This window comes from Actinoplanes sp. NPDC051861, assembly GCF_040681145.1.
GTDB lineage: Bacteria > Actinomycetota > Actinomycetes > Mycobacteriales > Micromonosporaceae > Actinoplanes.
In genome coordinates, this window is record NZ_JBFAYE010000021.1 from 1 (window position 1) to 24570 (window position 24570).

29 protein-coding genes and 1 tRNA gene are annotated in these 24570 nt (G+C 66.4%); 17 read left to right on the top strand and 13 right to left on the bottom strand.

Annotation, left to right across the window (positions count from 1 at the left end; translation table 11 throughout):
- Nucleotides 1-194 precede the first annotated feature (194 nt).
- The 10 genes from AB0M02_RS36560 (at nt 195) to AB0M02_RS36605 (ending at nt 9752) form a co-directional block, all read left to right on the top strand.
- On the top strand, nt 195-812 hold the full coding sequence (locus tag AB0M02_RS36560) for a PilZ domain-containing protein (protein WP_364235610.1): 618 nt from the start codon (nt 195-197) through the stop codon (nt 810-812).
- A gap of 343 nt (nt 813-1155) precedes the next feature.
- Complete coding sequence (gene urtA, locus AB0M02_RS36565) at nt 1156-2454, top strand: urea ABC transporter substrate-binding protein (protein ID WP_364235612.1); 1299 nt, start codon at nt 1156-1158, stop codon at nt 2452-2454.
- 80 nt (nt 2455-2534) lie between these two features.
- Nucleotides 2535-3419, top strand: a complete 885-nt coding sequence (gene urtB / locus AB0M02_RS36570) for an urea ABC transporter permease subunit UrtB (protein WP_364235613.1) — start codon at nt 2535-2537, stop codon at nt 3417-3419.
- Nucleotides 3416-4513 carry an urea ABC transporter permease subunit UrtC gene (urtC, locus tag AB0M02_RS36575; protein ID WP_364235615.1) on the top strand — a complete coding sequence of 366 codons (1098 nt, stop codon included), beginning with the start codon at nt 3416-3418 and terminating at the stop codon, nt 4511-4513. Before urtB ends, urtC begins: the two co-directional genes overlap by 4 nt.
- Nucleotides 4510-5313 carry an urea ABC transporter ATP-binding protein UrtD gene (urtD, locus tag AB0M02_RS36580; protein WP_364235618.1) on the top strand — a complete coding sequence of 268 codons (804 nt, stop codon included), beginning with the start codon at nt 4510-4512 and terminating at the stop codon, nt 5311-5313. Before urtC ends, urtD begins: the two co-directional genes overlap by 4 nt.
- A gap of 1 nt (nt 5314) precedes the next feature.
- A complete protein-coding gene (locus AB0M02_RS36585; protein WP_364235620.1) occupies nt 5315-5998 on the top strand; it encodes an ATP-binding cassette domain-containing protein in 684 nt (227 codons plus the stop codon).
- Between the two features lie 84 nt (nt 5999-6082).
- The gene (locus tag AB0M02_RS36590; protein WP_364235623.1) at nt 6083-7774 is read left to right on the top strand and encodes a hypothetical protein; all 1692 of its coding nucleotides are present in this window, start codon (nt 6083-6085) and stop codon (nt 7772-7774) included.
- The gene (locus AB0M02_RS36595) at nt 7774-8340 is read left to right on the top strand and encodes a TetR/AcrR family transcriptional regulator (RefSeq protein WP_364235626.1); all 567 of its coding nucleotides are present in this window, start codon (nt 7774-7776) and stop codon (nt 8338-8340) included. Before AB0M02_RS36590 ends, AB0M02_RS36595 begins: the two co-directional genes overlap by 1 nt.
- Nucleotides 8337-8909 (top strand): TetR/AcrR family transcriptional regulator, encoded by a 573-nt coding sequence (locus AB0M02_RS36600; RefSeq protein WP_364235628.1) that lies wholly within the window; start codon nt 8337-8339, stop codon nt 8907-8909. The genes AB0M02_RS36595 and AB0M02_RS36600 overlap by 4 nt, the downstream gene beginning before the upstream one ends.
- Before the next feature lie 408 nt (nt 8910-9317).
- Nucleotides 9318-9752 (top strand): hypothetical protein, encoded by a 435-nt coding sequence (locus tag AB0M02_RS36605; RefSeq protein WP_364235630.1) that lies wholly within the window; start codon nt 9318-9320, stop codon nt 9750-9752.
- A 68-nt stretch (nt 9753-9820) separates the two neighbouring features.
- Here the strand turns inward: AB0M02_RS36605 and AB0M02_RS36610 are convergent, their stop codons facing one another.
- The 4 genes from AB0M02_RS36610 to AB0M02_RS36625 all read right to left on the bottom strand — a co-directional run bounded on the left by AB0M02_RS36610 (nt 9821) and on the right by AB0M02_RS36625 (nt 13459).
- The gene (locus AB0M02_RS36610) at nt 9821-10135 is read right to left on the bottom strand and encodes a helix-turn-helix transcriptional regulator (RefSeq protein WP_317787984.1); all 315 of its coding nucleotides are present in this window, start codon (nt 10133-10135) and stop codon (nt 9821-9823) included.
- Nucleotides 10132-10527, bottom strand: coding sequence for a type II toxin-antitoxin system RelE/ParE family toxin (locus AB0M02_RS36615; RefSeq protein WP_364235633.1), 396 nt, complete (start codon nt 10525-10527; stop codon nt 10132-10134). The genes AB0M02_RS36610 and AB0M02_RS36615 overlap by 4 nt, the downstream gene beginning before the upstream one ends.
- Before the next feature lie 817 nt (nt 10528-11344).
- Nucleotides 11345-12271: an inositol monophosphatase family protein gene (locus AB0M02_RS36620; RefSeq protein ID WP_364235636.1), complete on the bottom strand. Its 927-nt coding sequence runs from the start codon at nt 12269-12271 to the stop codon at nt 11345-11347.
- A gap of 18 nt (nt 12272-12289) precedes the next feature.
- Complete coding sequence (locus AB0M02_RS36625; RefSeq protein ID WP_364235639.1) at nt 12290-13459, bottom strand: hypothetical protein; 1170 nt, start codon at nt 13457-13459, stop codon at nt 12290-12292.
- Between the two features lie 256 nt (nt 13460-13715).
- On the opposite strand from AB0M02_RS36625, the gene AB0M02_RS36630 reads away from it, so the two are divergent.
- From AB0M02_RS36630 to AB0M02_RS36650, 5 genes are all read left to right on the top strand, one after another.
- Complete coding sequence (locus tag AB0M02_RS36630) at nt 13716-13982, top strand: hypothetical protein (protein ID WP_364235641.1); 267 nt, start codon at nt 13716-13718, stop codon at nt 13980-13982.
- Nucleotides 13979-14302, top strand: coding sequence for a hypothetical protein (locus AB0M02_RS36635; RefSeq protein ID WP_364235644.1), 324 nt, complete (start codon nt 13979-13981; stop codon nt 14300-14302). Before AB0M02_RS36630 ends, AB0M02_RS36635 begins: the two co-directional genes overlap by 4 nt.
- Nucleotides 14303-14343: 41 nt before the next feature.
- Nucleotides 14344-15468 carry a radical SAM protein gene (locus tag AB0M02_RS36640; RefSeq protein ID WP_364235646.1) on the top strand — a complete coding sequence of 375 codons (1125 nt, stop codon included), beginning with the start codon at nt 14344-14346 and terminating at the stop codon, nt 15466-15468.
- Nucleotides 15465-15626 (top strand): hypothetical protein, encoded by a 162-nt coding sequence (locus AB0M02_RS36645; RefSeq protein WP_364235648.1) that lies wholly within the window; start codon nt 15465-15467, stop codon nt 15624-15626. The genes AB0M02_RS36640 and AB0M02_RS36645 overlap by 4 nt, the downstream gene beginning before the upstream one ends.
- A gap of 82 nt (nt 15627-15708) precedes the next feature.
- On the top strand, nt 15709-16521 hold the full coding sequence (locus AB0M02_RS36650) for a hypothetical protein (RefSeq protein ID WP_364235649.1): 813 nt from the start codon (nt 15709-15711) through the stop codon (nt 16519-16521).
- Nucleotides 16522-16667: 146 nt separating this feature from the next.
- Here AB0M02_RS36650 and AB0M02_RS36655 read toward each other — a convergent pair whose 3' ends face one another.
- Nucleotides 16668-17441: a helix-turn-helix domain-containing protein gene (locus AB0M02_RS36655; RefSeq protein WP_364235652.1), complete on the bottom strand. Its 774-nt coding sequence runs from the start codon at nt 17439-17441 to the stop codon at nt 16668-16670.
- Nucleotides 17442-17614: 173 nt separating this feature from the next.
- Nucleotides 17615-17815: a DNA-binding protein gene (locus tag AB0M02_RS36660; RefSeq protein WP_364235653.1), complete on the bottom strand. Its 201-nt coding sequence runs from the start codon at nt 17813-17815 to the stop codon at nt 17615-17617.
- 134 nt (nt 17816-17949) lie between these two features.
- Here AB0M02_RS36660 and AB0M02_RS36665 point away from each other — a divergent pair, with 134 nt between their 5' ends.
- A complete protein-coding gene (locus AB0M02_RS36665; protein WP_364235656.1) occupies nt 17950-18660 on the top strand; it encodes a hypothetical protein in 711 nt (236 codons plus the stop codon).
- Nucleotides 18653-19855: a site-specific integrase gene (locus tag AB0M02_RS36670; protein ID WP_364235657.1), complete on the top strand. Its 1203-nt coding sequence runs from the start codon at nt 18653-18655 to the stop codon at nt 19853-19855. The genes AB0M02_RS36665 and AB0M02_RS36670 overlap by 8 nt, the downstream gene beginning before the upstream one ends.
- A gap of 85 nt (nt 19856-19940) precedes the next feature.
- Here the strand turns inward: AB0M02_RS36670 and AB0M02_RS36675 are convergent.
- The 7 genes from AB0M02_RS36675 to AB0M02_RS36705 form a co-directional block, all read right to left on the bottom strand.
- Nucleotides 19941-20012: transfer RNA gene (locus AB0M02_RS36675), tRNA-Lys, on the bottom strand.
- A gap of 349 nt (nt 20013-20361) precedes the next feature.
- A complete protein-coding gene (locus AB0M02_RS36680; protein ID WP_364235660.1) occupies nt 20362-20586 on the bottom strand; it encodes a hypothetical protein in 225 nt (74 codons plus the stop codon).
- A gap of 9 nt (nt 20587-20595) precedes the next feature.
- Nucleotides 20596-20964: a hypothetical protein gene (locus tag AB0M02_RS36685; RefSeq protein ID WP_364235662.1), complete on the bottom strand. Its 369-nt coding sequence runs from the start codon at nt 20962-20964 to the stop codon at nt 20596-20598.
- Nucleotides 20965-21213: 249 nt separating this feature from the next.
- A complete protein-coding gene (locus tag AB0M02_RS36690) occupies nt 21214-21870 on the bottom strand; it encodes an ATP-binding protein (protein WP_364235978.1) in 657 nt (218 codons plus the stop codon).
- Nucleotides 21867-22049 carry a hypothetical protein gene (locus tag AB0M02_RS36695; RefSeq protein ID WP_364236005.1) on the bottom strand — a complete coding sequence of 61 codons (183 nt, stop codon included), beginning with the start codon at nt 22047-22049 and terminating at the stop codon, nt 21867-21869. Before AB0M02_RS36695 ends, AB0M02_RS36690 begins: the two co-directional genes overlap by 4 nt.
- Nucleotides 22046-23521 carry an IS21 family transposase gene (gene istA, locus AB0M02_RS36700; protein WP_364235665.1) on the bottom strand — a complete coding sequence of 492 codons (1476 nt, stop codon included), beginning with the start codon at nt 23519-23521 and terminating at the stop codon, nt 22046-22048. Before istA ends, AB0M02_RS36695 begins: the two co-directional genes overlap by 4 nt.
- Before the next feature lie 189 nt (nt 23522-23710).
- A complete protein-coding gene (locus tag AB0M02_RS36705; protein ID WP_364235668.1) occupies nt 23711-23992 on the bottom strand; it encodes a hypothetical protein in 282 nt (93 codons plus the stop codon).
- Between the last annotated feature and the right edge of the window lie 578 nt (nt 23993-24570).

Sequence of the window (24570 nt, forward strand, 5' to 3'; positions counted from 1 at the left end):
GGTACTGCACTCGGGAGGGTGTGGGAGAGTAGGACGCCGCCGGACTCAACGTGAACAGAAAGGCCCACCCTCCGGGGTGGGCCTTTCTGCATTTCCGGGGCAACTTCGCGCCTGAAGGGCCGTTCGCGACGGTACCGTTTTTGCGGGGGAGGATTCGACCGGGCCCTGATTCGTGCGCCCAGAAAGATCCGACAATGATGGCCAAGACCACCGAGGAACCGCAGCCGTGGACCGCCCCGACCGTCAGCGCGTCGCTCGGCGGTGGTCCGGCCCGGGCCTGCCGAGTCTCGCGTGAAAGCGACGGCACGCTCCGGCTGAACCTCACCGGGTTCGCGATGGTCGGTGTCGACGTGGCCCTGCTCTGGACGCAGAACGGCACCGGCTTCAGCGTCGTGGGCACGGTGGTGCCGCCGCCCGCCGGCGGCATGCCCGGTGTGTACATGCGGGTGGACACGACCGTGGGCGCCGTCGATCGACGCCGCTCCCGGCGCGTTTCGGTGCAGGTGCCGGTCGTGCTGATTCTGCCCTCGGGTCAGATGTTCCCCGGCCTGGCGATCGACCTGTCGCTGGGCGGTGCGCGCGTCATCGTTGATCTCGACGTCGACGACCTCGGCGAGGAGGCGCTGATCGACCTGGTCGACGGCCTGGCCCCCGGCCAGCTGGTCGCCCTCGAAATGCTCCTGCCGGACGGCGCCGCGGACATCAACTGTCACGTGCGCGGCAGCGACGAACTCGGCGACGTGCGCCTGCTGTTCGTGGACATGAGCGCCGAGATCCGCGATCGCCTCGACGCCTTCCAACGGACCCAGTGACCAGCCGCTGACGACCCAGGACCGAGGCGACGTCAAAGCCCGGCTTTGCCGCTTCCGCGATGTCAGGACTGTGCCATGCAAGTCGCACCCTCTCCAGGTATGGCAGAACTATGACATCGAAGACTTGCAGGTCTCCGTGCTTTTCCAGGGAGAACTCAACTTGGCCGATGTGGCGGCTACAGAGTTGGAACAGTCAGGAAATGTCAGAGTAATGACTTGCAGCCAGTCTGCTCTCACTAGCGACTGCCGACGGCACCGGGTGGGGAGTCCGGGACAACGGCGGCTCGCCCTGAACATTTCCTCCGCACGATCGCCCCCTTCACCAGGAACGGAGTTCCCACATATGTCCAACTCCAGCAAGCGGATGCGCGCGCTCATGGCGACGGGTGCCCTCGGTACGGCCATGGCCCTCGTGCTCGCCGGCTGTGGCGCCCGGGCCGGTGACGACACGTCCAGCGCCGGGTCGTCACCGGCGGCCAGCTGCGTCGACACGTCCGGAAGCACCGTCAAGCTCGGCTTCCTCAATTCCCTTACCGGCGGCATGGCGATCTCCGAGAAGACCGTCTCCAATGTGCTGCACATGGCCGCCGACGAGATCAACGCCAGCGGCGGCATCCTCGGCAAGAAGATCGAGTACGTCCAGGAGGACGGCGCCACCGACTGGCCGACCTTCGCGGAGAAGACCGAGAAGCTGCTCACTCAGGACTGCGTGGCCGCGATCTTCGGCGGTTGGACCTCATCCTCACGCAAGGCCGTGAAGCCGGTCGTCGAGAAGCTCAACGGCCTCTTCTTCTACCCGGTGCAGTACGAGGGCCTCGAGTCGTCGCCGAACATCTACTACACCGGCGCGACCACCAACCAGCAGATCATCCCGGCGATGGACTTCCTCGCCTCCAAGGGCGTGAAGAAGCTGTTCCTGGCCGGCAGCGACTACGTCTTCCCGCGAACCGCGAACGCGATCATCAAGCTGTACGCGGCCAAGCTCGGCATCGAGATCGTCGGCGAGGAGTACGTCCCGCTCGACAAGGACGACTGGACCAGCCAGGTGGCGAAGATCGTGGCGGCCAAGCCCGACTTCGTCTTCAACACCATCAACGGCTCGTCGAACGTCGGCTTCGTCAAGGCGTACTACGACGCCGGCCTCACCCCCGCGACCACGCCGATCATCTCGGTGTCGATCGCCGAGGAGGAGGCGCCGGCGATGGGCCACGAGGTCACCGGCAACTACGCGTCCTGGAACTACTTCCAGTCGCTCGACACCCCCACCAACCCGAAGTTCATCGAGAGCTGGAAGGCCTACCCCAACAGCAGCGGCGTCACCTCCGACCCGATGGAGGCCGCCTACATCTCGATGTACATCTACAAGGCGCTCGTCGAGGCGGCCGGCTCGTTCGACGTCGACAAGGTGAACGCCGCGGCGAAGGCGAACAAGATCACGTTCGACGCGCCGGAGGGCACCGTCACGCTCGACGGCGAGAACCACCACATCTCCAAGCCGGGCCACATCGGCCAGATCAACAAGGACAACCAGTTCGACGTGGTCTGGGCCTCCGACAAGTTCATCGAGCCCGACCCCTACCTCGAGGGCTACGACTGGTTCCCGGCCGACATCCGCAAGCAGCTGGTGGACGCAGCGGGCTGACCGCCCGGGGGTCGCGTGCCGCCCGCGGCACGCGACCCCGCACCTTGAGAGAACATCAACCCGCTACAGGGAGAGAGCACGTGGACGCACTGATCGCCCCACTGCTTAACGGCAGCGCACAGGGTGCGCTGCTCCTGCTCGCCGCGCTGGGCCTCTCGCTCACCTTCGGCCAGATGGGCGTGATCAACATGGCCCACGGCGAGTTCCTCATGCTCGGCGCCTTCGCCGCCTACCTCGTCCAGCAGGTCATCGACGCCAGCAACCTGTCGATCCCGGTCGCGCTGCCGGTCGCGTTCGTCGTCGCCGGCCTGTTCGGCCTCCTGCTGGAGGTCACCATCATCCAGTGGATGTACCGCAGGCCGCTCGACACCCTGCTCGTCACGGTCGGTGTCAGCCTGATCCTTCAGCAGGCGGCGCTGCAGATCTTCCCGTCCCAGGGCGTCCCGGTGGAGAAGCCCAGTTGGCTCGACGGGCAGCTGAGCATCCTCGGTTACGCCTGGCCGCTGCGGCAGGTGTTCACCATCGTGCTCGCGACCGTATGCGTCGCCCTGCTGGCATCCTGGCTCAAGTACTCCTCGTTCGGCCGCCGCATCCGGGCGACGGTGCACAACCGGGACCTCGCCGAGACCGCGGGGATCTCCACACGCACGGTCGACCGCCTCACCTTCTTCGTCGGGTCGGGCCTGGCCGGGGTCGCCGGCGTGGCGGCGTCACTCATCGGCGGCACGAACTCCCAGATGGGCGCGCAGTACATCATCCCGGCCTTCCTCGTTGTCGCGGCCGGTGGCATCGGCCAGCTCAAGGGCACCATCGTCGCCGCGTGGGCGGTGGGTGTCGCCCTCGCGTACTTCGCCTACTGGACGACCGGCAGCCTGGCGCAGGTGCTGGCCTTCATCCTCGTGATCGTCTTCCTGCAGCTGCGCCCGCAGGGCCTGTTCACGGTGCGAACCAGGAGTCTGGCATGACCAAGATGAAGTCATGGCTTTCCCTCAGCGGCATCGGGGTGTTCGCCGTCCTGCTCCTCGCGGTGGCTCCTCTCATGCTCACCGATCACTGGCTCAACAATCTCGGCAAGTACTGCTGCTGGGCCATCGCCGCGGTCGGCATCGGCCTGGCGTGGGGCCGGGGCGGGATGCTCGTGATGGGGCAGGGCGTGTTCTTCGCCCTCGGCGCCTACTCGATGGCGATGCACCTCACGCTGGAGACCTCGGGTGACCGGGTTCCCGGGTTCATGGTGCTCTACGACCCGCTCGCGCCACTCCCGATGTTCTGGGAGCCGTTCCGCAGCGGGACGGTGACCCTGCTGGCGATCGTGCTGCTGCCCGTGATCGTGGCCGGCGCCCTCGGTTACGCGCTGTTCAAACGCCGCGTGAAGGGCGCGTACTTCGCGATCCTGACGCAGGCGCTCGCCGTCGCGCTGGCCACGCTGATCAGTTCCACGATCCGCGAGACCGGCGGCGACACCGGGCTCAGCGACTTCAAGTACTTCTTCGGCTTCGTGCTGAACGACCCGGCGAACAAGGTCATGGTGTTCCTCATCGCGGCCACGCTGCTCATCGTTTGCCTGCTCGCGGTGTGGCAGCTCTACCGCAGCCGCTTCGGTGAGCTCCTCGTCGCCACCCGGGACGCCGAGGAGCGGGTGCGCTTTCTCGGTTACGACCCGGCGAACGTCAAGCTCGTCGCTTTCATCGTCTCCGCGCTGATGGCGAGCATCGGTGGCGCGTTGTTCGTACCCATCGTCGGCATCATCACCCCCGCCGAGATCGGCGCCGCCGCCTCGATCCTGATGATCGCGGGTGTCGCCTTCGGCGGCCGTGCGTCCCTCTTCGGCCCCGCGCTCGGCGCGATCGCTGTCGGATGGGGGCAGTCGAGCCTCGGCTCGACCTGGCCCGATGGCTGGACCTACATCCTCGGTCTGCTGTTCATCGTCGTCGTCCTCTTCCTGCCGAACGGGCTGTCGTCGCTGCCCGCCCGGTTCGCCGCTGCCCGCCGGAAGCCGGACGAACAGCCCCCGACCCCGGCGATCGTCGCCGCAGAGCTCGAAGAGGTGCGGTCATGACCGACGCTTCACTCGTCGTCACCGATCTCCGCGTCGAGTTCTCGGGCTTCGTCGCCGTCGGCGGCGTCTCCTTCGACGCGCACCCCGGCGAGGTCCGGTTCCTCATCGGCCCGAACGGCGCCGGCAAGACGACCTGCATCGACGCCATCACCGGGCTGGTCAAGGGCACCGGATCGGCGAGGCTCGGCGAGAAGGAACTGCTCGGCAGTCAGGTGCACAAGATCGTCCGGCTCGGGGTCGGCCGCACGTTCCAGACCGCGAGCGTCTTCGACGAGCTCACCGTGCTGCAGAACCTCGACATCGCCGCCGGGCGTCACCGTTCGCCGTTCTCGCTGCTGCGGGCCCGGCGTGGCGTCGACCCGTCGATCGAGCAGGCGCTGGAGGAGACCGGGCTCAGCGGCGAGCTCGGCACGCCGGCCGGCATCCTGTCGCACGGGCAGAAGCAGTGGCTGGAGATCGCGATGCTGCTCGTGCAGGACGCGAAGGTGCTGCTGCTCGACGAGCCCGTCGCCGGCATGAGCCAGGACGAGCGAACCGCGACCGGTGAGCTTCTGCAGCGCATCGCGGCGAAGCGGATCGTGCTCGTGGTCGAGCATGACATGGACTTCATGCGCCGCTTCGCCACCCGCGTGACCGTGCTGCACCAAGGCAAGGTGCTCTCGCAGGGCACGGTGGCCGAGGTTCAGGCCGATCCCAAGGTGCAGGAGGTCTATCTCGGCACCGCGGGCGCCGCTACCACGGCCGCCATGTCGGCAGTGCCCGAACCGGTTGCCGCGACGCAGAGAGGCACGGAGGACTGACATGCTGGAGCTCACCGACATCGAGGCCGGGTACGGGCGTACGCGGGTACTGCACGGTGTGACGGTGCCGGCCGGCCGGGTGGTGGCCGTGCTCGGCCACAACGGCGCCGGCAAGACGACCCTGCTGCGCCTCGCGATCGGGCTCGTCAAGCCGTCGAAGGGCCGCGTGGTGTTCGACGGCGAGGACGTCACCTCGCTCGCCCCCAACCAGCGCGTCGCGCGCGGTATGGCGTACGTCCCGCAGGGCCAGCAATCGTTCGGCCAGCTCACGACGCTGGAGAATCTGCAGCTCGTCGCGGACGGGCGCCGCAACGGCAAGGCTCTCATCGAAGCGCAGATGGCTCGCTTCCCGGCGCTGGAGCAGTTCGCCACCCGGAAGGCCGGCCTGCTCTCCGGCGGGCAGCGCCAGCAGCTCGCGATCGCCCGCGCCCTCATCACCCAGCCGAAACTGCTCATCCTCGACGAACCGACCGAGGGCATCCAGCCCACGATCGTCGCCGAGATCGAGCAGACCATCGTGCAGCTCGCCGAGGAGGGCATCAACGTGCTTCTCGTCGAGCAGCACATCGGCTTCGCCCTCGAGGCCGCCGAGCGTTACGTCGTCCTCGCCTCGGGCTTCGTCACCCAGACCGGGGTGGGTGGCATGGCAGCCACCTCCACCGTGCGAGCCGCCATGGCGATCTGAGCCGACATGACCCACGTCCGCAATGCCGTCGTAACAGCAGATCGGGAGGATGCCCCAACGCAAGGTGCCTTAGGGGATGCCACTGTGTCGACGGACAACGCGCGCGCGGCCGCAGAGGACAGCCTCGAGGACTATGCCTTCCGCTATGTGCCGCGGACCTTCCGGCGATGGAGCGCGGCCTCCGTCGGCGCGACCGCCCTCGGATCCATCGCGTTCCTCGCCGACTTCTCGATCGGCGCGAGCATCGGCATCGACCACGGCACCTCCAACGCCGTGCTCGGCATCGTGTTCGCGTCGGTCATCATCCTCATCGTCGGGGTGCCCGTCGCCTACTACGCCGCCCGCTTCAACCTCGACCTCGACCTGATCGCCCGCGGCGCGGGATTCGGCTACTACGGCTCCATCATCACGACGGTGATCTTCGCGGGCTTCACCTGCATCTTCTTCGCCCTGGAGGGCGCCATCATGGCGCAGGGCCTGCAACTGGCGACGGGGATGCCGCTGTGGCTCGGTTATCTCATCTCGACGGTCGTCGTGATCCCGATCGTCATCTACGGCATGCGTGCGCTGGAACGGCTGCAGTTCTGGACCACGCCCCTGTGGCTCGCCCTCGCCCTGCTGCCGCTGCTGTGGATCGTCGTCTCCGACCCCGAGGCGGTTCGCGCCTTCACGTCGTTCACCGGCGACTCCGACGGTTCGATCAGCTTCGGCGCCGTCGTCTCGAGTGCCGCGGTGTGCTTCGCACTTACCCCGCAGCTCGCGGAGCAGATCGACTACATCCGTGCCATGCCGCCGCGAACACCGTCGAACACCCGCTCGTGGTGGACGTCGTTCGCGTTCGCCGGCCCGGGCTGGGTCGTCTTCAGCGGCACCAAGCAGGTGATCGGGGTGTTTCTCGCCGTCTATCTCCTCGTGAAGGTCGAACCCACCCTCGGGCGCGAGGCGGCCGAACCAGCAAAGCAGTTCGTCGTGATGTACCAGACCCTGCTCCCCGACTGGCTCGCGATCGTCCTCGCCCTGGTGCTCATCGTGGTCGCGCAGGTGAAGATCAACGTGACGAACGCGTACTCGGGCTCGCTCGCGTGGTCGAACGTCTTCACCCGGGTGGCGAAGCACTACCCGGGTCGCACCATCTTCGTGCTGTTCAACCTCGTGATCGCCTACGTGCTCATGATGCTGGACGTCTTCACCCTCATCTCCTTCGTGCTGAGCCTCTACGCGAACGTCGTCATGGCATGGCTCGTGACAATCGCCACCGACATCGCGATAAACAAGTGGGTGCTGCGCATCTCGCCGCGTTTCCCCGAGTTCCGCCGCGGCATGCTGCACGACTGGAACCCGGTCGGGCCCGTCTCGGTGGGGCTCGCCTCGGTGCTGTCGCTGCTCGCGTTCGCCGGGGTGTTCGGCGCCGCGGTCAAGCCGTTCTCGGTGCTCATCGCGATCGGCGTCGCGGTCGTGGCGACGCCGGCCGTGGCCGTCGCGACGCGCGGCCGCTACTACCTGCGCCGCCGCTCCGACGGAATCGACTCACCCCGGTTCGACGACAACGGCAACCCCTCGGGCGAGCGGCTCCGCTGTCACGTCACCGGTTACATGTTCGAGCGGCCGGATATGCTGGCCTCGGCTGAGAGGGGACCGCACGGCGAGGTGCAGTACGTCTCGTCGCTGGCGCTCACGCTCGACGATTCCGACCACTACGTGCTCCCCCCGGAAGCCGCCGGCCCCCCGCGCCGGGCGGCCGCCCGCAGGGCATCCCAACGACGGGGGGAGACTTGATGGAGGAGCCGGTCGACACCGCGACCGCGATTCTCGCGAGCGCCGCGGTGCTCCTGCGGGAGTGCACGTTCGACGACATCTCCTACCGTGCCCTCGCCGACGAGGTCGGCATCTCGGAGCGCACGATCTACCGTCAGTACCCCACGCGCGCGCACCTGCTCGCCGCGCTCTCGAACTGGATCGAGCAAACCAGCTTCCCGCTGCCGCCGTTCGTGACCGTCTCCGACTTCCGTGCCGCCGCGCACGAGCGCTTCCGCGCCTTCGACACGCTGCCGGCCTATGCGTACGTCGGGGCGCGGGCGTCCGCGATCTCGCCGACGATCGACATCGAGCCCGCCTACATCACGCGAGCGATCGAGGCGATGCTCGAGGTGGCGGCGCCGACGCTCAACGGGCGGGACCGGCAGCGGGTCGCGGCATCGCTGCGCTACTTCTCGTCGGCGATGTTCTGGGCGCGGCTGCGCGTCAGCTTCGACCTGGATGCCGACGAGATCTGCGACGCGTTCGACCGGGTGGTGAGCACCGTGCTCGCGAGGCTGCCGGACGCGACGTGGGTGAAACCGTGACCGAGCCGGCGGCCCCGGCGCTGACCGGCACGCAAGCGGCGATCCTCGCCGCCTACGCCGAACTGATCGAGGAGCTCGGCAGCGACGACGTGTCGTACCGGGTCATCGCGCGCCGGGCCGGCATCGCCGAGCGCACGGTGTTCCGCAACTATCCCACCCGCGTCGATCTGCTGCTGGCGACCGCGGCCTGGATCGAGGCGACGCTGTTCGTCCGCGAGGAATCACACTCGATCTTCGACATCCCCCTCGCGATCAGGGATGCAATGCATCGGTACGGCGAACGGCCGGAGCTGGCGCACGTCGTCGCCGAGACCGCGATGCGCGGCGTGAGCGGCGCGGCGCCGTCACCCGGCCGGGCGCAACTCGAGCGGCTGCTGGACGCCGAGGTGCTGTCCCTCGACACCGCGGAGCGCAGGGCGATAATCGCGGCGCTGTCACACCTCGACTCCGCCGGAACCTGGGTGACGTTCCACCGCGAGTTCGGTATGGACCAGCGAGACATCGCCGACGCCGCTGCCTGGGCAGCGGAGGCGGTGCTCGACAGCATCCGCGATCGCGTCGCCTCGTAACGGGGCGCAAAGCCCCCGCTCGCGGGGTGTCCGCGAGCGTAGACGGCTCTCAGACAACTCCGCCAGACCTGGAACGACGCATCCAGCACACCCACCGCGACGTGGGGTCTGGGGGCCGCCCCAGGCAGATACGAGTGGGCCGGACGTTGCACCATGCGAACCAACCCATAGTCATTCCGAGCGGCCCGTTGGCGGGACGCTTGACCAGCTCAAGGGCATGTGAACGGCCCGATGACCGGCCATAAGGGCCTCGCCGTCCATCTCGGACAGCCAGCGGTACCTCCTCTTCAACGCGACCGGGGACAATTCCGACCGCGCTGGTGTCGCGTAGCCGAATCATTCCACCCGGCGCGTCGCCTTGACCCGTCTCGTTGAGTTCAGTGTTCGCAACAGGAGAGGAGTCAACAGATGGACTCGGACGACCGTTTCACTCAAGGATTCAAGGCTGGAGCCGCGCTGCACGTTGGGCGCTTCCGTACGGGAACTGGAGGGCGCCCGTTCTGGCAGGAGGCTCCGTGCCCGCAGTGGTGTGCCGAGCAGCACTCGGACGGCCAGATGTATGACGACCGCTCTCATTTCACCGACGAGGAATCGGTGACGCTGTCGACCGAGCGGTTCACCGGATCCGGTCCTTCGGAACTGCGGCTGAGCCTATGGCAGCACTACCGCGAACAAGAGCCGCGACTCTCCCTGCACAAAGACGACTCTCACGGCGTCTACCTCACGTTGCCCGAGGCAATCCGGCTGTCGGAAGCACTTGCTCAGCTTGCCACAGTCGCTATCGAATCGGCCGGACCGCCTACTTCCGAACGCCCTGAACGCACACTCAGGTCAGCCGCCTAGGCAGTTGGGTGTGCCGCATCGACTCTGGCGGCACACCCAGGCTTGGGGAGGGTACTGAACTGTCGACTTCAGGCGATCTGCCGGAGGTCGCTGCCGTAGTCGAAGATGATCCGCATCCGCGCACCCAGCGCCCGGGCATACCGGCTCAGTGTCGCCACCTCGTTGACGTCCAGATCGCCGTTCTCGATCTGGCTCACGCGTCCCGGCGAAACGCCCATGAGCTCCGCCACCTGCTTCTGCGTCAACCCCAGACGCTTTCGCTCCTCAGCCAGATGAAACGCACCAACCCAGGCCTCGGTCCGGGCACGCTCCCGCTCGATGGCTTCGTCGTCCCCGTCGTGCAGCTCCGCACGGAGGTCCTCCCAGTCGTGGAACTCGCTCATGAGTTCTCCCTCCGCTTTCTTTCCGCAGCGAGCCAACCGTCGTACGCGGTCTCGGCGACCGGAATCGCCGTCCGATACCACCGACTCCAACCGCCGGCCTTATTCCCAGCCACCAGCAGCACCGCCTGCGACCAGGGATCGAACACGAACAACACCCGGATCGCGACGTCCCGGCCCGACCTCGGCCGCAGTTCCTTGAGGTTGGCGACGCTCGATCCCTGCAACGTGTCGACCAGTGGCCGTCCAAGACCTGGCCCGACCTCGGCGAGCATGTCGATGGCGACGTTCACCGAACGGTAGACGTCCGGGTCGGACTGCCGCAGCGCTCGCAGCCATTCCCGCACGTCCCCGGTGGTCTTGATCGACCATCGACGCGGTGAACCCTCAGGCATGACCCGACTATAGCTCGGACTAAACAACAGGCACGCGATTTGCGCAATGCATCAGTTGACCTACACGGATTTGCAGGTCAACGAGTTGTGGGCCGCCAGGGACTCGAACCCTGAACCTAAGGAGTAAAGGGGCGGGTGATCATGGGGGCCGCCGAGAGACCATCGATCATCATCCTGAGCAGGCCGTACGGGGCTTCGCGAGGATGCGGCGATCATCGGTGATCACCCGCCTCAACCACGAATCATGGTCATCTCCGGTAACTATTCCGGGAACGATGACGGTATCGGCGTGGCGTGCTGGTGACCCCGGCAACCTGTCGGGATCACCAGCTTACCGTGCAGCTCAGGCGCCTCTTTCGCCCATGTCGATGGCGCACGCTCCGGCTTCGGGTGCGTACCGCGTCCCCTCAATCAGGGCCGTTTGAACCAGCCGCGCCAGGGGAAGCCGTGCGCATGCGAGACAAGCGTCTTCATCGCGTGGGCGTCGCCGAGCTGCGGGCCGAGACCTCGGAACTGCTCTCGGCCAGCCGCGATCTCTGTAGGCAGGCCAGCGATGCAGTGGTTCAAGCTCGCGCTGCCTGCGAGCGCTCTCGATCCCTTCGTCGCGGGTCGGGTGCCCCGTGGCACACCCGGTCACACAGCGAACCGCCGTTCACTCGGGCGGAGCACGACCCTGCCATGGGTGGGGGCATGACCCCCTCGGGCTTCGAGGCGGGACCGCCGGGTGATAGCAGCTCTAAAACTGCCACGGTTTAGAAGTCGTCTGTGACGCCACCAATCGCCCGTTGACCTGCGGAATCGGCTTGCCTCGCCGTGTCTATCGGAGGCTTTCCACGATCTCTTGGGCGAGGTCGATGCTCCCGGCTGCTACGAATCGCTGGCGGCGGTCCATTGCCTTGGCTACCTCGGCGAACGAGTCGAAGTGGTAGTCGAGCGGCACAGGCTTGCCGTCTAGGTCAAGCACGGTGCCGCCGGAGGCGTGCAGGATGTAGTGGCCAGGGGCTAGGTCCCAGACGGCGAAGCCCTTGGCGAACTCGATGACGGCTTCGGTCATACCGGCGGCGACGTGGCAAAGGCTGACGGAGCCGAAGTCCACGCCGATCCGTCCACGGCTCTTGCCGTCATTGCCGGGTGTGTCGAGCGCCTGGAGGAGCTGGGTCTTCTGGGAGAGCGGAACGAACCGTTCGCCGGGTCGCATCAGGAAGTTGGTGACCAACGACTCGGAGAGCGGCTTCTTGGTGTGCTGTTGCAGCTCGTACGCCTGGGAGTCGGCGGTGATGACGAAGGCGCGGTCGGTGCCGTGGTCGTCGCGGGCACCGACGTAGAGCTGGAGGTGGTGGAAGATGTCGCCGACGACCGCAATGACGGGCTGGGCGGCGGCGCGGGAGTGGACCATGACGTGCGTGTAGCCGAGCAGGCCGCGCACGGCCAGTTCGCTGGTATCGAGGGGATCAACTAGGACACAGAGGTCGGGATCGGGGTTGTCGCCGATGACCTCCGGTTCGGCTTCCTCGGAGGCGTAGACGAACGAACCGAGGATCGGGGTGAGCAGTTCGCGGTAGCGACGGTGCATCCATAGGTCGTACTCGGACAGGAAGTTGTCCTCGTGGCGCAGGTTCTCGCTCTCGCCACGCTGGCCGGTCAGCGCTGCCTCGATGAGCCGGGGACGCAGGTCCAGCATCACTCCGCGTACGGTCTCGGCGATCCGGGCGGCGAGTTCGGGGATGTCGTGGGTCTTCTCCATCGGTGTTTCTCCCGTCTGCTAGCGAAGCTCCAACGGCGGTTCTATACCCGGAGGGCTCATCGTTGCTGCGATGAAGACCGCCTCGAACTTCGCCGCCTGCATGATTGTGGCGCCGGTGAGGTCGTCGAAGCTCTCGACCTCCAAGGAATCACCCTTGGTCATGGCGCCGAACACCGCGAAGTACAGCTCCGCCCCGGGGTACCGCTCGCGTAGCTCGCGGGCCACAAGCCCTACGACGTCGGCGTGCTTGACCTCGAAGTCGCAGATCACGATGACCGGCGCATCCACCGACGCGGGGTAGTGGGACTCCGCCGCGAAGGTGATCTCGTTCCGGACGCGGTTGCACCTGAGGTACCCGATCGCGCAGCGATTGAACTGGGCCGACGCGAGGAAGGTCGCCATGACCAAGCCAGCCTCGTTGATTCCGAAGCAGATGTCCGCATCGAGCCGTCGCCCGAGGCTCTTGATCTGCCGCATCAGCCGCTGGACACCGAATCCGAAGGTGTTCCAGGTCAGGTCAAGCAAGTGCCCTGGGTTGGGGTTGGGCAGCGAGAACGAGCAGATGGCCGGATTTCCGTTGTCGATCGTGGGTACGACAAGGTTGAAGTCCGGCCCGATGATGTTATCCACGTCGGGTGATCCGCCGACCACCGCGCTCCGCACCTGGAGGGAGTCGCTTGTCGCCGTAGCGGAGAAGCGGTCGGCGGTCGTCTTCAACGCCAACTGGTCTTCCGGAGCAAGCTTCTCGTACGCCTCCTGAACCAGGTCGCCGGGGAAAATGACCTCGTCAGCCGCGCCGTGCGGTCCACGTCCGTACGCGGTAGCCAGGATGAGCAGGCTCGCGAATGACGGCGGAGAGCCGGCCCCAGTACTACCGCGTGCCCTTGCCCAGCTCTCCCAGGCGTTGATCGTGGTGCCACCGAGGGTGGTCTGATTACCGGCGACCTCGTTGTAGCGGGTGGCCGCCTGGTCCTGTGAAAGACCGGCCGCGTACCGGAACGCCTGGATGCTGGGCAAATCCTGATTACGCTTCATCAGTTCGTGAGCTGCCGCTTTGACGGATCCACAGGAGAAGAACAGGGCCTTGCCCTGCTTCGCCAGCTCTCGCCCGCGTGCCTGGGGAGATTGGCTCTGCCGCCCAGTCATGCCTATGCCGACCTCTCCGCCGCTCACATACGGCTTGCTCACCGGCCGTGACGGTCACCTTACTGTTGCCCATTGCGATGGGCAATGTCCTCCGGCCGCCACGAAATTCCAGGTCAGCCCCACACAGAGATCCGAGGGAGAGCGGACCGCCTCGCAGGTGTGTGCAGGCCCCCGAGAGTGCGACCGTTTTCCCAGCTCGATCAACGAATTGAGCACCTGGGAGCCCCGCCCGCCGTCCCAGCGAACGAGCGAAGGCGGCGGGCGGAAACAGGAAGTGTCCGGTGTGGGGAGGTGAACGGTGGAGCGCCGCGTACCGCCCGCGAAGCGGGAGATTCTTCCCGGCGTCACCCTGACCGTGAGCGTCATGGGCGGGTACTCGATCGAGCGAGACGGTGACTACATCGGCTGGATTCACGCCAGCTTCGGTGACCGCTGGAACGCCTACGTGAGGCGGCCCGGCACGGTTGGTGACCTCCTTGGACGATACGCCGAGGAGGAGGCCGTGAGAGCCATCGTGACGGCCTGGGACGCAGGAGCGGTCATCTCGAACGGGCGCCGGTCGTGACGGCGCTGAGGGAGTATCCACCGGCTGTCCTGGTGCACTCCGAGTCCTGCCCCGACGTCGCCACCCTGCGGGCGCACGGCGCGTCCCTGATCCCGATGGTGACTCCGGCCATCGCTCGCGCATACCCGAACGGGCGCATGCACTCGTGCTACCACTTCACCCTGCAAGCGCGTGGTGTCGTGGAAACCGTGCAGTACCCGCCGCATGCGTACGAGGAATCCACGGTGGTGTACGAGGACGCTGCCCGGCCGCTGTGCGCGGTGTGCATGGGTACGCATGGCTCTCTCGATCGTCTGATCTTGCCGCCGGGGGTGCGCTAGGCCCCGTTCGCTCTGCCCTTCCAAGACAAGGAGAGGATCGGATGTACCAGGCGATCGTGAGTCCACAAGAGAACCTGTTCGTTGCCGTGCGCGCTGGTCGGCAAGAGGCAATGCAGCTCCCCTCCGCCTACTACGCCGAGCTTGCCGACCTGGCGGACGCAGACGGCACGGTGCCGGACTGGTTCGGAGATGCGGCACGGCGTACCTGGGGCATCGAGCTTGCCGGACGACCGGTCAATGACGTGCTTGTGGTCAGGGCGCCGTCGGTCCTGCCGGTGACCTACAGCCGCGCGTCGTGGGAGATCAACAAAGGTTGTAACTTCTCCTGCGAGCACTGCTACCTGGAACAACGCCCGTTCGCCGGGCTCCCACTGGCGGAGAAGTTCCGCCTGCTCAACATGCTCCGGGACATGGGCGTGGTCTGGTTCGAGATCACCGGCGGCGAACCGCTCATCGACTCCGATTTCGTACCCGCGTACAAGCGAGCCCATGCCGCCGGAATGATGATGGAGATCCTGACCAACGGGTCTCGGCTCTACCGTGACGAACTGCTGGAGACCTTCGCCGTCTGCCGACCGCACAAAATCACCGTGTCGATGTACGGCGCGAGCCCGGAAACGGCGGACGCGTTGACGCAGACGCGCGGCGCGTTCAAGAACGCCTACCGGGGAATGACGGCGGCGGCCGGAGTCGGCCTGCCCATCGAGGTCACGCTGATCATCACGAAGCACAACGTCGAGGAACTCGACGAGATGCGCGCGATGGTCCGCGACCTCGGCTTGCCGTTCAAGGAGTACGCGTCGATCTCGCCCACCTACACCGGGAAGGGCTCCACGCTCGCCGCTCAGGTGCCGGGCCTGATCGGCAAGAGTGATGTCTTCCAGGGCTGTCCAGCCGGGCACACGTCCTTTCACGTCGATCCGCTCGGGTTCGCCACCATGTGCAAGGTCGGCCGGGACAACCCGATCAACGTGCTCACCGAAGGCCCTGACGGGCTGTTGCGCCTGCCCGGAATTGCAGACGCCCAGATGCTTCGCACAGGTGGATGCACAGGTTGCAAGCTGTCGTCCACCTGCCGGGTATGCCGACCCATGGCGCGCGTGTACCAGGAGGCGAAGGCACCGCTGAGTCACTACTGCCAGCACGGAATGAAGGAGGGAACATGACCGCCATCCCCGTCGAGATCATCAGCCGTCCGCCACGGGCGCGCAACGCCGCGAAGCACCTGCCCAAGCAGGAGCCGGCCGGCATCGTCATCACGACCGTTGACGCGCTCACCACCGAGAACGTGCGCGGCTGCGGCGACGACAACCCGTACAACTGACCCAACGCCCCCAGGCGCTCCGGATCGCTGTCGTGCCATGGCGCGGCGGTCCGGAGCGCGTTGCCTGCTGAGGAAGCCGACCGTGCCGATCGACCGCATCTCGTACTGGAACCTCCCGATGGTCGTCCGCAACAAGATCGAGGACACCACCGGCACCGTCACGTCGGCTCCCTCGGTCGGTGAAGGACTGAACAGTTCCGTTGCCGCCCTGCTGCGCACATCGAAAGGGCGGTTCTTCGTCAAGGCGCTGCCCGCCGATCATCGCTGGGTATGGACGCAGGCACGGGAAGCCGAGATCGCCCCGTACGTGAGCGCGGTGGCTCCGGCGCTCTGCACGCGGGTCGTGGACCTCGGCTGGGACGTCCTGATCTTCGAGGCGCTGGACGGTCACCAAGCGGACTACGCCCCCGGATCAAGGGATCTCGGGCACGTCGCAGATCTGCTCACGCGCATCGGTGAGCTTCCCTGCCCACCCGTCACCCTCAGGCGTGCGGAGCAACGGCTCCAGGCGTACGCCGAACCAACCTACCTCCGCCACTTCGCCGGTGATGCTCTCCTGCATACCGACCTGAACCACGCCAACGTCATCATCGGCGATGACCAGGCAAGGATTGTTGACTGGGGATGGGCGACACGTGGTGCAGCGTGGCTCGACGCTGGCTATTGGGTGATATGGCTGATTGCGTCCGGGCACGATCCCAGCTCTGCCGAGCGATGGGCAGCAAAAGTGCCCGCATGGCGATCGGCTCCAGCTCACGGGGTCACGGCGTTCGCAAAGGCGAACGTTCGCGTATGGGTAGAGATCGGCGGCGGAGAACCTGATGATTGGACTCGACGCCTGATAAACGCATCCGACCTATGGCATGAATACCGGACGGTCTTCAGCCGCTATTGAGGCGACCTGTCGGCGGCGGACTGACGCCTGTTCGTTGAACGGCGAACGTGTCGGTTCCTATCCGTTACCTGTTTAACTGTAAACCTGTCACCGGCGAAGGTATCCATGGGAATCCCTTCGCCGGTGCAGGGTCGGTTAGCTTGTTGTTATCTAGTCCAGGAAGGTCGATAGCGTGCTGGCTCACCTTCGGTCGCCGCAGCTCTAGCTGCGGCTCTTCGCTCGAACCTGCGTGCGAAGCTTTCGTAGGGATAACCATAGCTTGCAGATTCGGATATATCTGCTTCGCGTTCCGGCGTCGCCGCCTCGTCGGCAGGTTGACTTGTTACTTGAGTTGATGATGAGTTGGTATTGAGTTGATAGGTGGAAGCTTCGTTCCGGTTGTCATGCACGGACGGTCCGGTTGCGCCGTGTGAGCGTTCTGCTTCCGGTTCGCGAACGCTCCTCTTCTGGGCTAGGTCCCATACCGAAGCGGAAGGATCTTTCCCGTTCCGGATGCCGTCAACCGTAGAATCGGAAGCTTCCTTCTTCTCCTCCCGTAGATCATCAGAGGAACCGGAAGGGGGCTGCTGGTTCTGTTGCCCCGCAGAGCACAAAGAGCTTTCGTGGCTCTGTTCGAGCGGGCCAGGAATCGTCAGGCTGTAAACAGATGGCATGCTGACATCGCCGTATCCGATGCCGCGCCGAATCTCCAAGATCCATCCGGTTTCTAGCCCCTTGCGGACCCACTTTCCTACGGTCCGCACGGTCACCCCGAGGTCATCGGCGAGCCGCGCCTGTGACGGATGGATGCTTCCGCCATCGGCGTTCGCATAGCTCGCGAGAGCTGCCAGAACAGCGATGCCGGGAAGAGGAAGCTTGGACCGCCTCATCAACGCCCGTTCCCACTGGACCTTGAACGGCGCTGGCCGCTTGGCGGACACGGCGACTCCCGATGGGTCGTTCCTACTCACTTGCTCGATCGCTCCTTGATCGGTTGACATGTCGGCGGGCTGGGAAGTTGTTGGGTCGAGCGCGCGCGGGTGGGCACCTCCGCCCGCCCACCCGCAACGTCGCATCACCTTCAGGGCAGCCCGGAAGGTCGTGGCTGTGGCACCTAGGCAGCACTCCCGGCGATGCGGGATCGCTCCTCGTAGTCCTCGACGTCCGCGAGCCGGTAGACCACTCGACCACCCAGCTTGAGATACGCCGGACCCCGGCCGGCGCTGCGCTCGTTGGCGAGGTGCCCCACGGTGACGCGCCACCGCAAGGCCAGGTCAGGCGCGCTGAGATGGATCGTGGTAGCCGGATTTCCCACTAGGTTTCGTCCTCCTCCGTGACTCTTGTCAGCCGATGATCTCGGTGACCGCCCCTGGATCATGACACGTAATCGTGAGAGCGACAACCCATCATACCGTTGCATGGGTTGAGGCCATACTGTATGGTCTACTCATGCCATCACCAAAACCGAGCAATCTCAGTCAGGCGATCGAGGTCGCCCTAGCTCACGGCGAGGCGGCACCCGTCGTCTCCTGGGACGGCGATACCGGGGCTGCGTTCGTGGTCCTGCGTCACCGCGACGGCGAAGAAGAGTGGCTGGCGGGTTTCCGCCTGGTCTCTACCTCTGCTCACGCTGGCGAGTGGAGGGCTACCGGCTTTGCCCTTCACCAGGTCCAGACGTCAGGAGCCTTCGGCGTGACAGGCAAGACGATCCGGTCACTGCCGATCGGTGACCTGCTGACCAGCGCTCGCAAGGCGATTAGCTCTCATCGTGCCGATACGCCTGCGTCGGGTAGCGGGCACCGTCCGATGAGGATCGACCGCTTGGCCGCGTTCAAGACGGACGCACGCGGCAAGGCTCCTCGCGATGATCGGGCCTACGCCGAACTAGCGCTGGAGTATTCCTTCCTGGTCGAAGACGGCAACAGATCGCCCGTCAAGGCGTTAGCGGCACGCGAGGGTGGGTCCGCTGGCACGTGGGCTAACCGGATCGCTGAGGCGCGCAGACGGGGCTTCCTCACGCCCGTCAAGCCGGGCGAAGCCGGGGGCGGGATCACGGATGCCGCTCTCCGCCTCCTCGGATGGGATCCCGAAGAAGACGAACGCATCGACGCGCAGATCGCCGAGGAAGAGGCAGCGCAGGAAAGGACGGACAGTGAGTAGACGACCCCTTGGGCTCGGAGAGCACGGCGAGATCGAGGTAACGCCACAGGTCAAGGACGAAACCGGCAAGTGGAAGCGCGCTCCCTACGCCCGCAGCGCGCAACGGTGGCGGGCACGGTGCAGCTACCGGGGACACGACGGCTTGATCGGTGAACTCTCCCGCTTCGCCAAGACGAAGAGGCTCGCCACCGAAGCGCTGGACAAGGCGCTGACCGAACGGCAGAACGCCGGGGTGGAGATGACCTCCGACACCCGCCTGACCGAAGCCGGACAGCAGTGGCTGACCCAGATCAAGCGCACCGACTCGCGCCTGAGCGCCAAGACGATCGAGGCGTACGAGGGAGGCTTCTTCCGCTACGTCGATGTCGACGGATCCAGCATCCGAGGGCTTACGCTGACCCAGCTCAACGACCCTCAACGGCTCAAGAAGTTCTTGCAGAACGTCGCCGACAAGCACGGCACCGCCTCCGCGAAGATGGCCAAGAGCATCGTCTCCGGCATCCTGCGACTCGCGGTAGAGAACGGTGTCCTGCCCCGCAACGCGCTCCGCGAGATCCGTCCGGTCTCCGCTCAGGTGGTCAAGCCGACGACCCGAGAGCGCGACACCACCCGCGCGCTCACCCGAGAGGAGCGTGACTCGCTCATCGCGCACGCGGACAAGCTGGCGCTGAGCGAGACCATCTCGCCGTCCACTCGACGCAAGCGGCAGACCGTCGCCGACCTTCTCGCCTTCATGGCCGGAACCGGCATCCGCATCAACGAGGCTCGCTCGCTGCGCTGGGAGGACGTGGACCTGGAGACGGGTGCCGTGAACGTCAACGGCACCAAGTCGAAGGCGTCCAGGCGAAGCCTCACTCTGCCGGAATGGCTCCTCGCCCGCTTCAAGGTCCGCGCTGACGTGTGCGGGACGGAGGGCTTGGTGTTCCCCTCGCCTCACCACCTGAACGAGCCGGAACGGCGTTGGGACTCCAGTAACTCCGCGAAGGCCGTAGCCCGCGTGATCGGCTCCAGCGGCTTCGCCTGGGCGACGCCGCACACCCTACGGCGGACCGTCGCCACCCTGCTTGACCAGGCCGGAGTCCCCATCGCCCGGATCGCCGACCAGCTCGGCCACGCCGACCCGGCGATGACCGCCAGGGTGTACCTTGGCCGCGACCCCAAGGGCGACAAGTCCTCGGTCGCGCAGCACCTGTAAGACCATTCTCGGTAACAAAAGCGGTAACCGAACCCTCGAACGACCTTCCGCCCAGGACGGCGACGCAGGTCAGCGAGTGAAAGAGTGGGCCGCCGGGGACTCGAACCCCGAACCTAAGGATTAAAAGTCCTCAGCTCTGCCATTGAGCTAGCAGCCCGCAGCAGACAGCGTACCGGTGGGCGGCGGAACAACCCATCGGGATACCCGTTCTGCCTCATTCTTGCAGGTCAGCGGCTCGGTGAGCGCGTTTCTGGTTGGGGCCGTCCGCTCGAGCCGTTGCGGCTTTCCTGCCTGCAGAGGCGCGGAATCACCTGACTGGCGGACAGGCGAGCGACCACGGAGCTACCGGAGTGTCCGCGCGCAACCTTCCGTCCGGCTGCTCCGGCGAGAGGTTCAACTGGTCCTTTCGGATGGTGCTCGTCCCGCGCTGGAGTCGGTGCACGCGGGTGCCGGGCGACGGACATCGCTCGGGGGCTCAGCCGCCGTCCGGCGAAGCACCGCACAGGTCACTCGTCTTCGGTCCAGCCGGTCCGAAACCACAACGAGTCCGGCATGCCGACCGGTTGGAGGTCGAGTCTGACCAGCGCGTCAAGCAGGCTCCGATCCCAATGGCCGGCCCCGCCAGCCGCAGGATCCACGTCGTAGTCCTCACCCTGGTGATGCGCCTGGTCTTCAGCGTCGCGATCGAACAGCGAATCAATATGGATAGCCACGAACTGAGCGACCGCCACTCGATCCAATCACCGGAGTTCCGAACCCGGTGGCAGGCTATAGCTGGACGACGACCGGGCACTGGTCTCCAACGTCCAACCCGGCGGGGAAACCTCAATCGTTTCCATGAACAGCACCGGCAGCGCCAGCTCGCCCCCGGTCGCCGCCGTGCCGAGCCGGGCACGGAGCGACTGCCGGGATTGAGCCGGGAAGTCGTGCGTCGGGTCGGTCTCGTCGTACCAGTCCGTCCGAAGTTCGTCGCCAGGGCTGAACCGGAACAGGTTCCATGCACGGGGCCCGCCGAGGTTGTACCCGTAAGCACTGAACGTCCTGATCTCCGGTCCCAACGACACGCCCTCACCGTAACCGGCAGGCTGCTCGCGGTCGACGGCGTCCATCTACAGAGGTCGTCACGAACCTGCCGGGTTGGCCATCCGAGGGGCCGCGCAACCGCGACGAAACGGCTGGTTCAGCGCTCAGATCGCGGCAGATCAGCGCGTTACTCGCGGGCCGCCTTCGTAATCTTCTAGTCTAGTCAGCCGTTCACCGTGTCAACGGTCAGGACGAAGTCCTGGCTGATGGGCTTTTGATCGCCAGGTAGGCGGACACCAGAATTCCATGCCTGTGGCCAGGTGTTTGCGGTTTGGCTAGGTGGTTAGGGCTTGGACGCCGTGGCCGGCGAGGGCTTGTTGCAGTCGGTGGCTGTCGCCCTTGGTGGTGATCACGTGGGCGTGGTGCAGGAGCCGGTCAACGGTCGCGGTAGCGATCGTTTTCGGCATGATCGTGTCGAAGCCGGATGGGTGGATGTTGCTGGTCACGGCGATGGACCGGCGTTCGTAGGCGGCGTCGACGACGCGGTAGAACGCTTCGGCGGCGTCGGCTCCGGCGGGGAGCATGCCGATGTCGTCGACCACGATCAGATCGGCGCGGCAGATCCGGGCGACGGTGCGGGCCACCGATCCGTCGGCCTTGGCCCGGGTGACGGTGCTGGTCAAGGTTTCCAGGGTGAACCAGGCAACCCGTAGGTCCTGGTCGATGGCTTGGTGAGCGAGGGCCTCGACGAAGTGGGATTTGCCGGTGCCGGACGGGCCGGCGATGGCCAGGTTCTCCGCCCGGCCGACCCATTCGAGGGTGGTCAAGCCCTGTTGGGTGGCGGCGGGGATGCCGGAGTCCTCGGGCCGCCAGGTGGTGAAGGTTTGCCGGTCGGGAAGTTTGCGGCTTTGCGACGGGTGCGCCGGCCGGCGTTGTCGCGGCCGAGGACTTCTTCGGTGAGCAGGACGCGCAGGACTTCGGCGGGGTCTCAGCGTTGTGCTCGTGCGGTGGCCAGGACGTCCGGAGCCGCGGCCCGCAGGTAGGGGAACCGCATCCGGCGTAGTAGAGCGTCGAGGTCGGCGGGCAGGGCCGGGGCGGGTGGCGTCTGGTCGGGGCGGCGGCTGCGCGAGCGCGGTGCGCGGACGGTGGCGATGGTGGGTTCGGTGGTCATGCGCCGTACTGCTTCCAGGAACTGGTGCCGGGTTGGGCGGAGAAGCTCTCGTCGGCGCGGACGACGTCGGCGGGGTCGCCGGCCGTGGCCAGGTGGTCGAGGATCGAGGCGAGGTCGTGTTCGCCGAACCGGCCCGCGGCGGCGGCCAGGCCCAAGGCGTGATCGACGCGATCAGGGTCGAGGATGGTGGCCAGTTCAACGGCGCGGGCCATCTTCGCCCGGACCCGGGTGGCGCCGGTGGCGGCGGCTTCGACCAGCCAGTCGTAGGCGCCGGGGCCGAGTTCGAGGAACGAGGCCTCGGCTGTGGTGCGGGGTTTCGGACGCGGTGGTTTCGGGCCGTCGCCGAGGTGTGGATGCCCCGGGTAGTGCTCGTCCAGGATAGACGGGTTGCCGGGTGTCGACAGCCGGTGCCGGGCGATCTCGGTGACGCCGGTGCTGGTCATGGCGGTGATCGCGAGGTGGTCGCCGACAACCCGGCACCAGGCCCGCTCACCGATGTGACCCGGCGGCGTCGAGTAGCGCACGGAGCCGAACCGGACCGTCTGATCCTCGTTGACCAAGCGTTCCTCGCCCAGTGCCGCCGTGTGCGGGTCGGCGGGCAGCGGGTGCAGCAGCTGGCGTTCGACGGCGAGGCGGTCGATCGGCGCGGCCGAGGTCTCGCGATGGGCCCGGTGGTTAACCTTGACGCACCACGCTTCGCAGGCCGCGACCAGGTCGGCGAACGACGCGTAATCGCCGCGCAGGTTCGCGGTGGTCGGCACCAGATCCGCCTTGGCGATCTTCACGGTGGCCTCGACGCCGCCTTTGCTTTCGGGATCGAAGGGTTCGCAGGTCGCGACCGTGATGCCGTAGTGGCGGCCGGCGGCGACGATCTGTGGATGCCGGACCGCGACGCCGGCGACGTGTTCGACCGTGACGGTCTTGGCGTTGTCGCCGAGCAGGTAGGCCGGGGCGCCACCGAGACGCCGCAGGGTGGCGTCGAGGCAGGCGACCAGGGTGCCGAGGGTTTGGTCCCAGGTCGGGATCACGATCCGGAACCGTGACCAGGCCAGCCAGGCGCAGAACAGGCTGGTCTTGCGGCCGGCGACCCGCGGGCCGTCGCCCCAGTCGAACTGCAACCACAGGCCAGGCTCGGCCAGCCAGGGCCGGTAGACACGCCGGTTGCCGGCCCGCCACGCCGCCTTCGCGGCCTGCACCGCCCGGCGGGTCGTGCGTTCGGTGCCGGTGAACCCCATCGCGACCAGGCGTTCATGGACCTTGTCCGCCCGGATCTTCGCCTTGGACCGATCGACGAGCTCTTCAACCTTCGGCAAAAACACATCGATCAGCTTCGGCCGGGCAGACCGCTGGAACGGGTTGCCGCCAGCCTCGCGCAGGGTCACATACCGCTGCACTGTCTTGGGGTCGCAGCCAGCGAGCTGTCCGGCCGAGTAAGCGCACCCGGTCAGGTCGAAAGCTTCCAGAATTTCCATTATCTCCCTGTCAGACTTGGTCACGGTCTCTCCGGTCCGATCGAGTGCATGGGTCAGCACCCGCACCGATCGGCCGGAGAGATCCGATTTCAGAAGGTCGGGACCGAGATCACCTGACCGCACACCAGGAATTCCGGTGTCCGCGAGCCGGGACTCAACTGTCCGCTGACAAGGATTTTCGCGTTTCCGCTAGCACACCGCTGCGGCCCGAATCCCTCTTAGCTGTTCGGTTCGGCGTTCGGCTCGGCGTCGTGAGTAGGAGCCGAGGGCGGGGATGGCGCCGAGCCGGACCGTCCGCCACACGCCCACAAGGCTCGCCGGCACCAAGACCAGGCCGAGGCCGACACCAAGCCAGTCTCGCCTGGCGAACGATCCGTTGGTCAGGTACCACACGCCGTACATCCCGAACACTCCGAGAATCAGGACCAGAAGAGCGATCTGGGCGTACGGCCGAACCACCACCCGCGTCACAACGATCATGATATCGACCGAGCGCCTGATCAGAGACCGTCTCCGACGGACCATCCTGGTCCGTGGCGTGATCGGCGGCAGATCCGGATGGTTGCGCAGGCTGCCGGACTGAGAAGATCCGCAGTATGGGACGCAGGGCGACTGGATGGGCGTGGACCAAGGTGACCAAAGTCCATGGCGACCCACTCGGACGGGAGGCCACCTGCGACGGCGAGGTCCGCTCTCACCGGTACCGCTTCTGCCCGCCAAGGCACACCTCCTACGAACGGTGCATCGGTCTGGCATGGTGTTCGACCTGCCGCGAGTACTCGGGGGCCACGGTGCAAGTGCCGCGAGAGGAACACCTTCTTGACCCGCTTGCCGGACTGCCTCCAGCCGAGCGGGAACAGCTGACTCGCAGCGAGGTGAAACTCCTCGACCACCTCGATCGCCTCGTTCGCCGCGGTGTGTGGCCGCCGGCCACGACCTGAGCGGCACGACGAAATTACAGCGGCAGATGAATGCGCGGCTGGCTCGCTCCGGCAGGCGGTTTCGCAGCGCTAGGGTGGCCTCGTGAACGGTAGCTGGGAGGAGTCGAT

Coding starts and splice junctions, on each gene's coding strand:
- AB0M02_RS36560 (WP_364235610.1), top strand. CDS start 195: ATGATGGCCAAGACCACCGAGGAACCGCAGCCGTGGACCGCCCCGACC.
- urtA (WP_364235612.1), top strand. CDS start 1,156: ATGTCCAACTCCAGCAAGCGGATGCGCGCGCTCATGGCGACGGGTGCC.
- urtC (WP_364235615.1), top strand. CDS start 3,416: ATGACCAAGATGAAGTCATGGCTTTCCCTCAGCGGCATCGGGGTGTTC.
- urtD (WP_364235618.1), top strand. CDS start 4,510: ATGACCGACGCTTCACTCGTCGTCACCGATCTCCGCGTCGAGTTCTCG.
- AB0M02_RS36585 (WP_364235620.1), top strand. CDS start 5,315: ATGCTGGAGCTCACCGACATCGAGGCCGGGTACGGGCGTACGCGGGTA.
- AB0M02_RS36595 (WP_364235626.1), top strand. CDS start 7,774: ATGGAGGAGCCGGTCGACACCGCGACCGCGATTCTCGCGAGCGCCGCG.
- AB0M02_RS36605 (WP_364235630.1), top strand. CDS start 9,318: ATGGACTCGGACGACCGTTTCACTCAAGGATTCAAGGCTGGAGCCGCG.
- AB0M02_RS36610 (WP_317787984.1), bottom strand. CDS start 10,135: ATGAGCGAGTTCCACGACTGGGAGGACCTCCGTGCGGAGCTGCACGAC.
- AB0M02_RS36615 (WP_364235633.1), bottom strand. CDS start 10,527: ATGCCTGAGGGTTCACCGCGTCGATGGTCGATCAAGACCACCGGGGAC.
- AB0M02_RS36620 (WP_364235636.1), bottom strand. CDS start 12,271: ATGGAGAAGACCCACGACATCCCCGAACTCGCCGCCCGGATCGCCGAG.
- AB0M02_RS36640 (WP_364235646.1), top strand. CDS start 14,344: ATGTACCAGGCGATCGTGAGTCCACAAGAGAACCTGTTCGTTGCCGTG.
- AB0M02_RS36645 (WP_364235648.1), top strand. CDS start 15,465: ATGACCGCCATCCCCGTCGAGATCATCAGCCGTCCGCCACGGGCGCGC.
- AB0M02_RS36665 (WP_364235656.1), top strand. CDS start 17,950: ATGCCATCACCAAAACCGAGCAATCTCAGTCAGGCGATCGAGGTCGCC.
- AB0M02_RS36685 (WP_364235662.1), bottom strand. CDS start 20,964: ATGGACGCCGTCGACCGCGAGCAGCCTGCCGGTTACGGTGAGGGCGTG.
- AB0M02_RS36695 (WP_364236005.1), bottom strand. CDS start 22,049: ATGACCACCGAACCCACCATCGCCACCGTCCGCGCACCGCGCTCGCGC.
- istA (WP_364235665.1), bottom strand. CDS start 23,521: ATGGAAATTCTGGAAGCTTTCGACCTGACCGGGTGCGCTTACTCGGCC.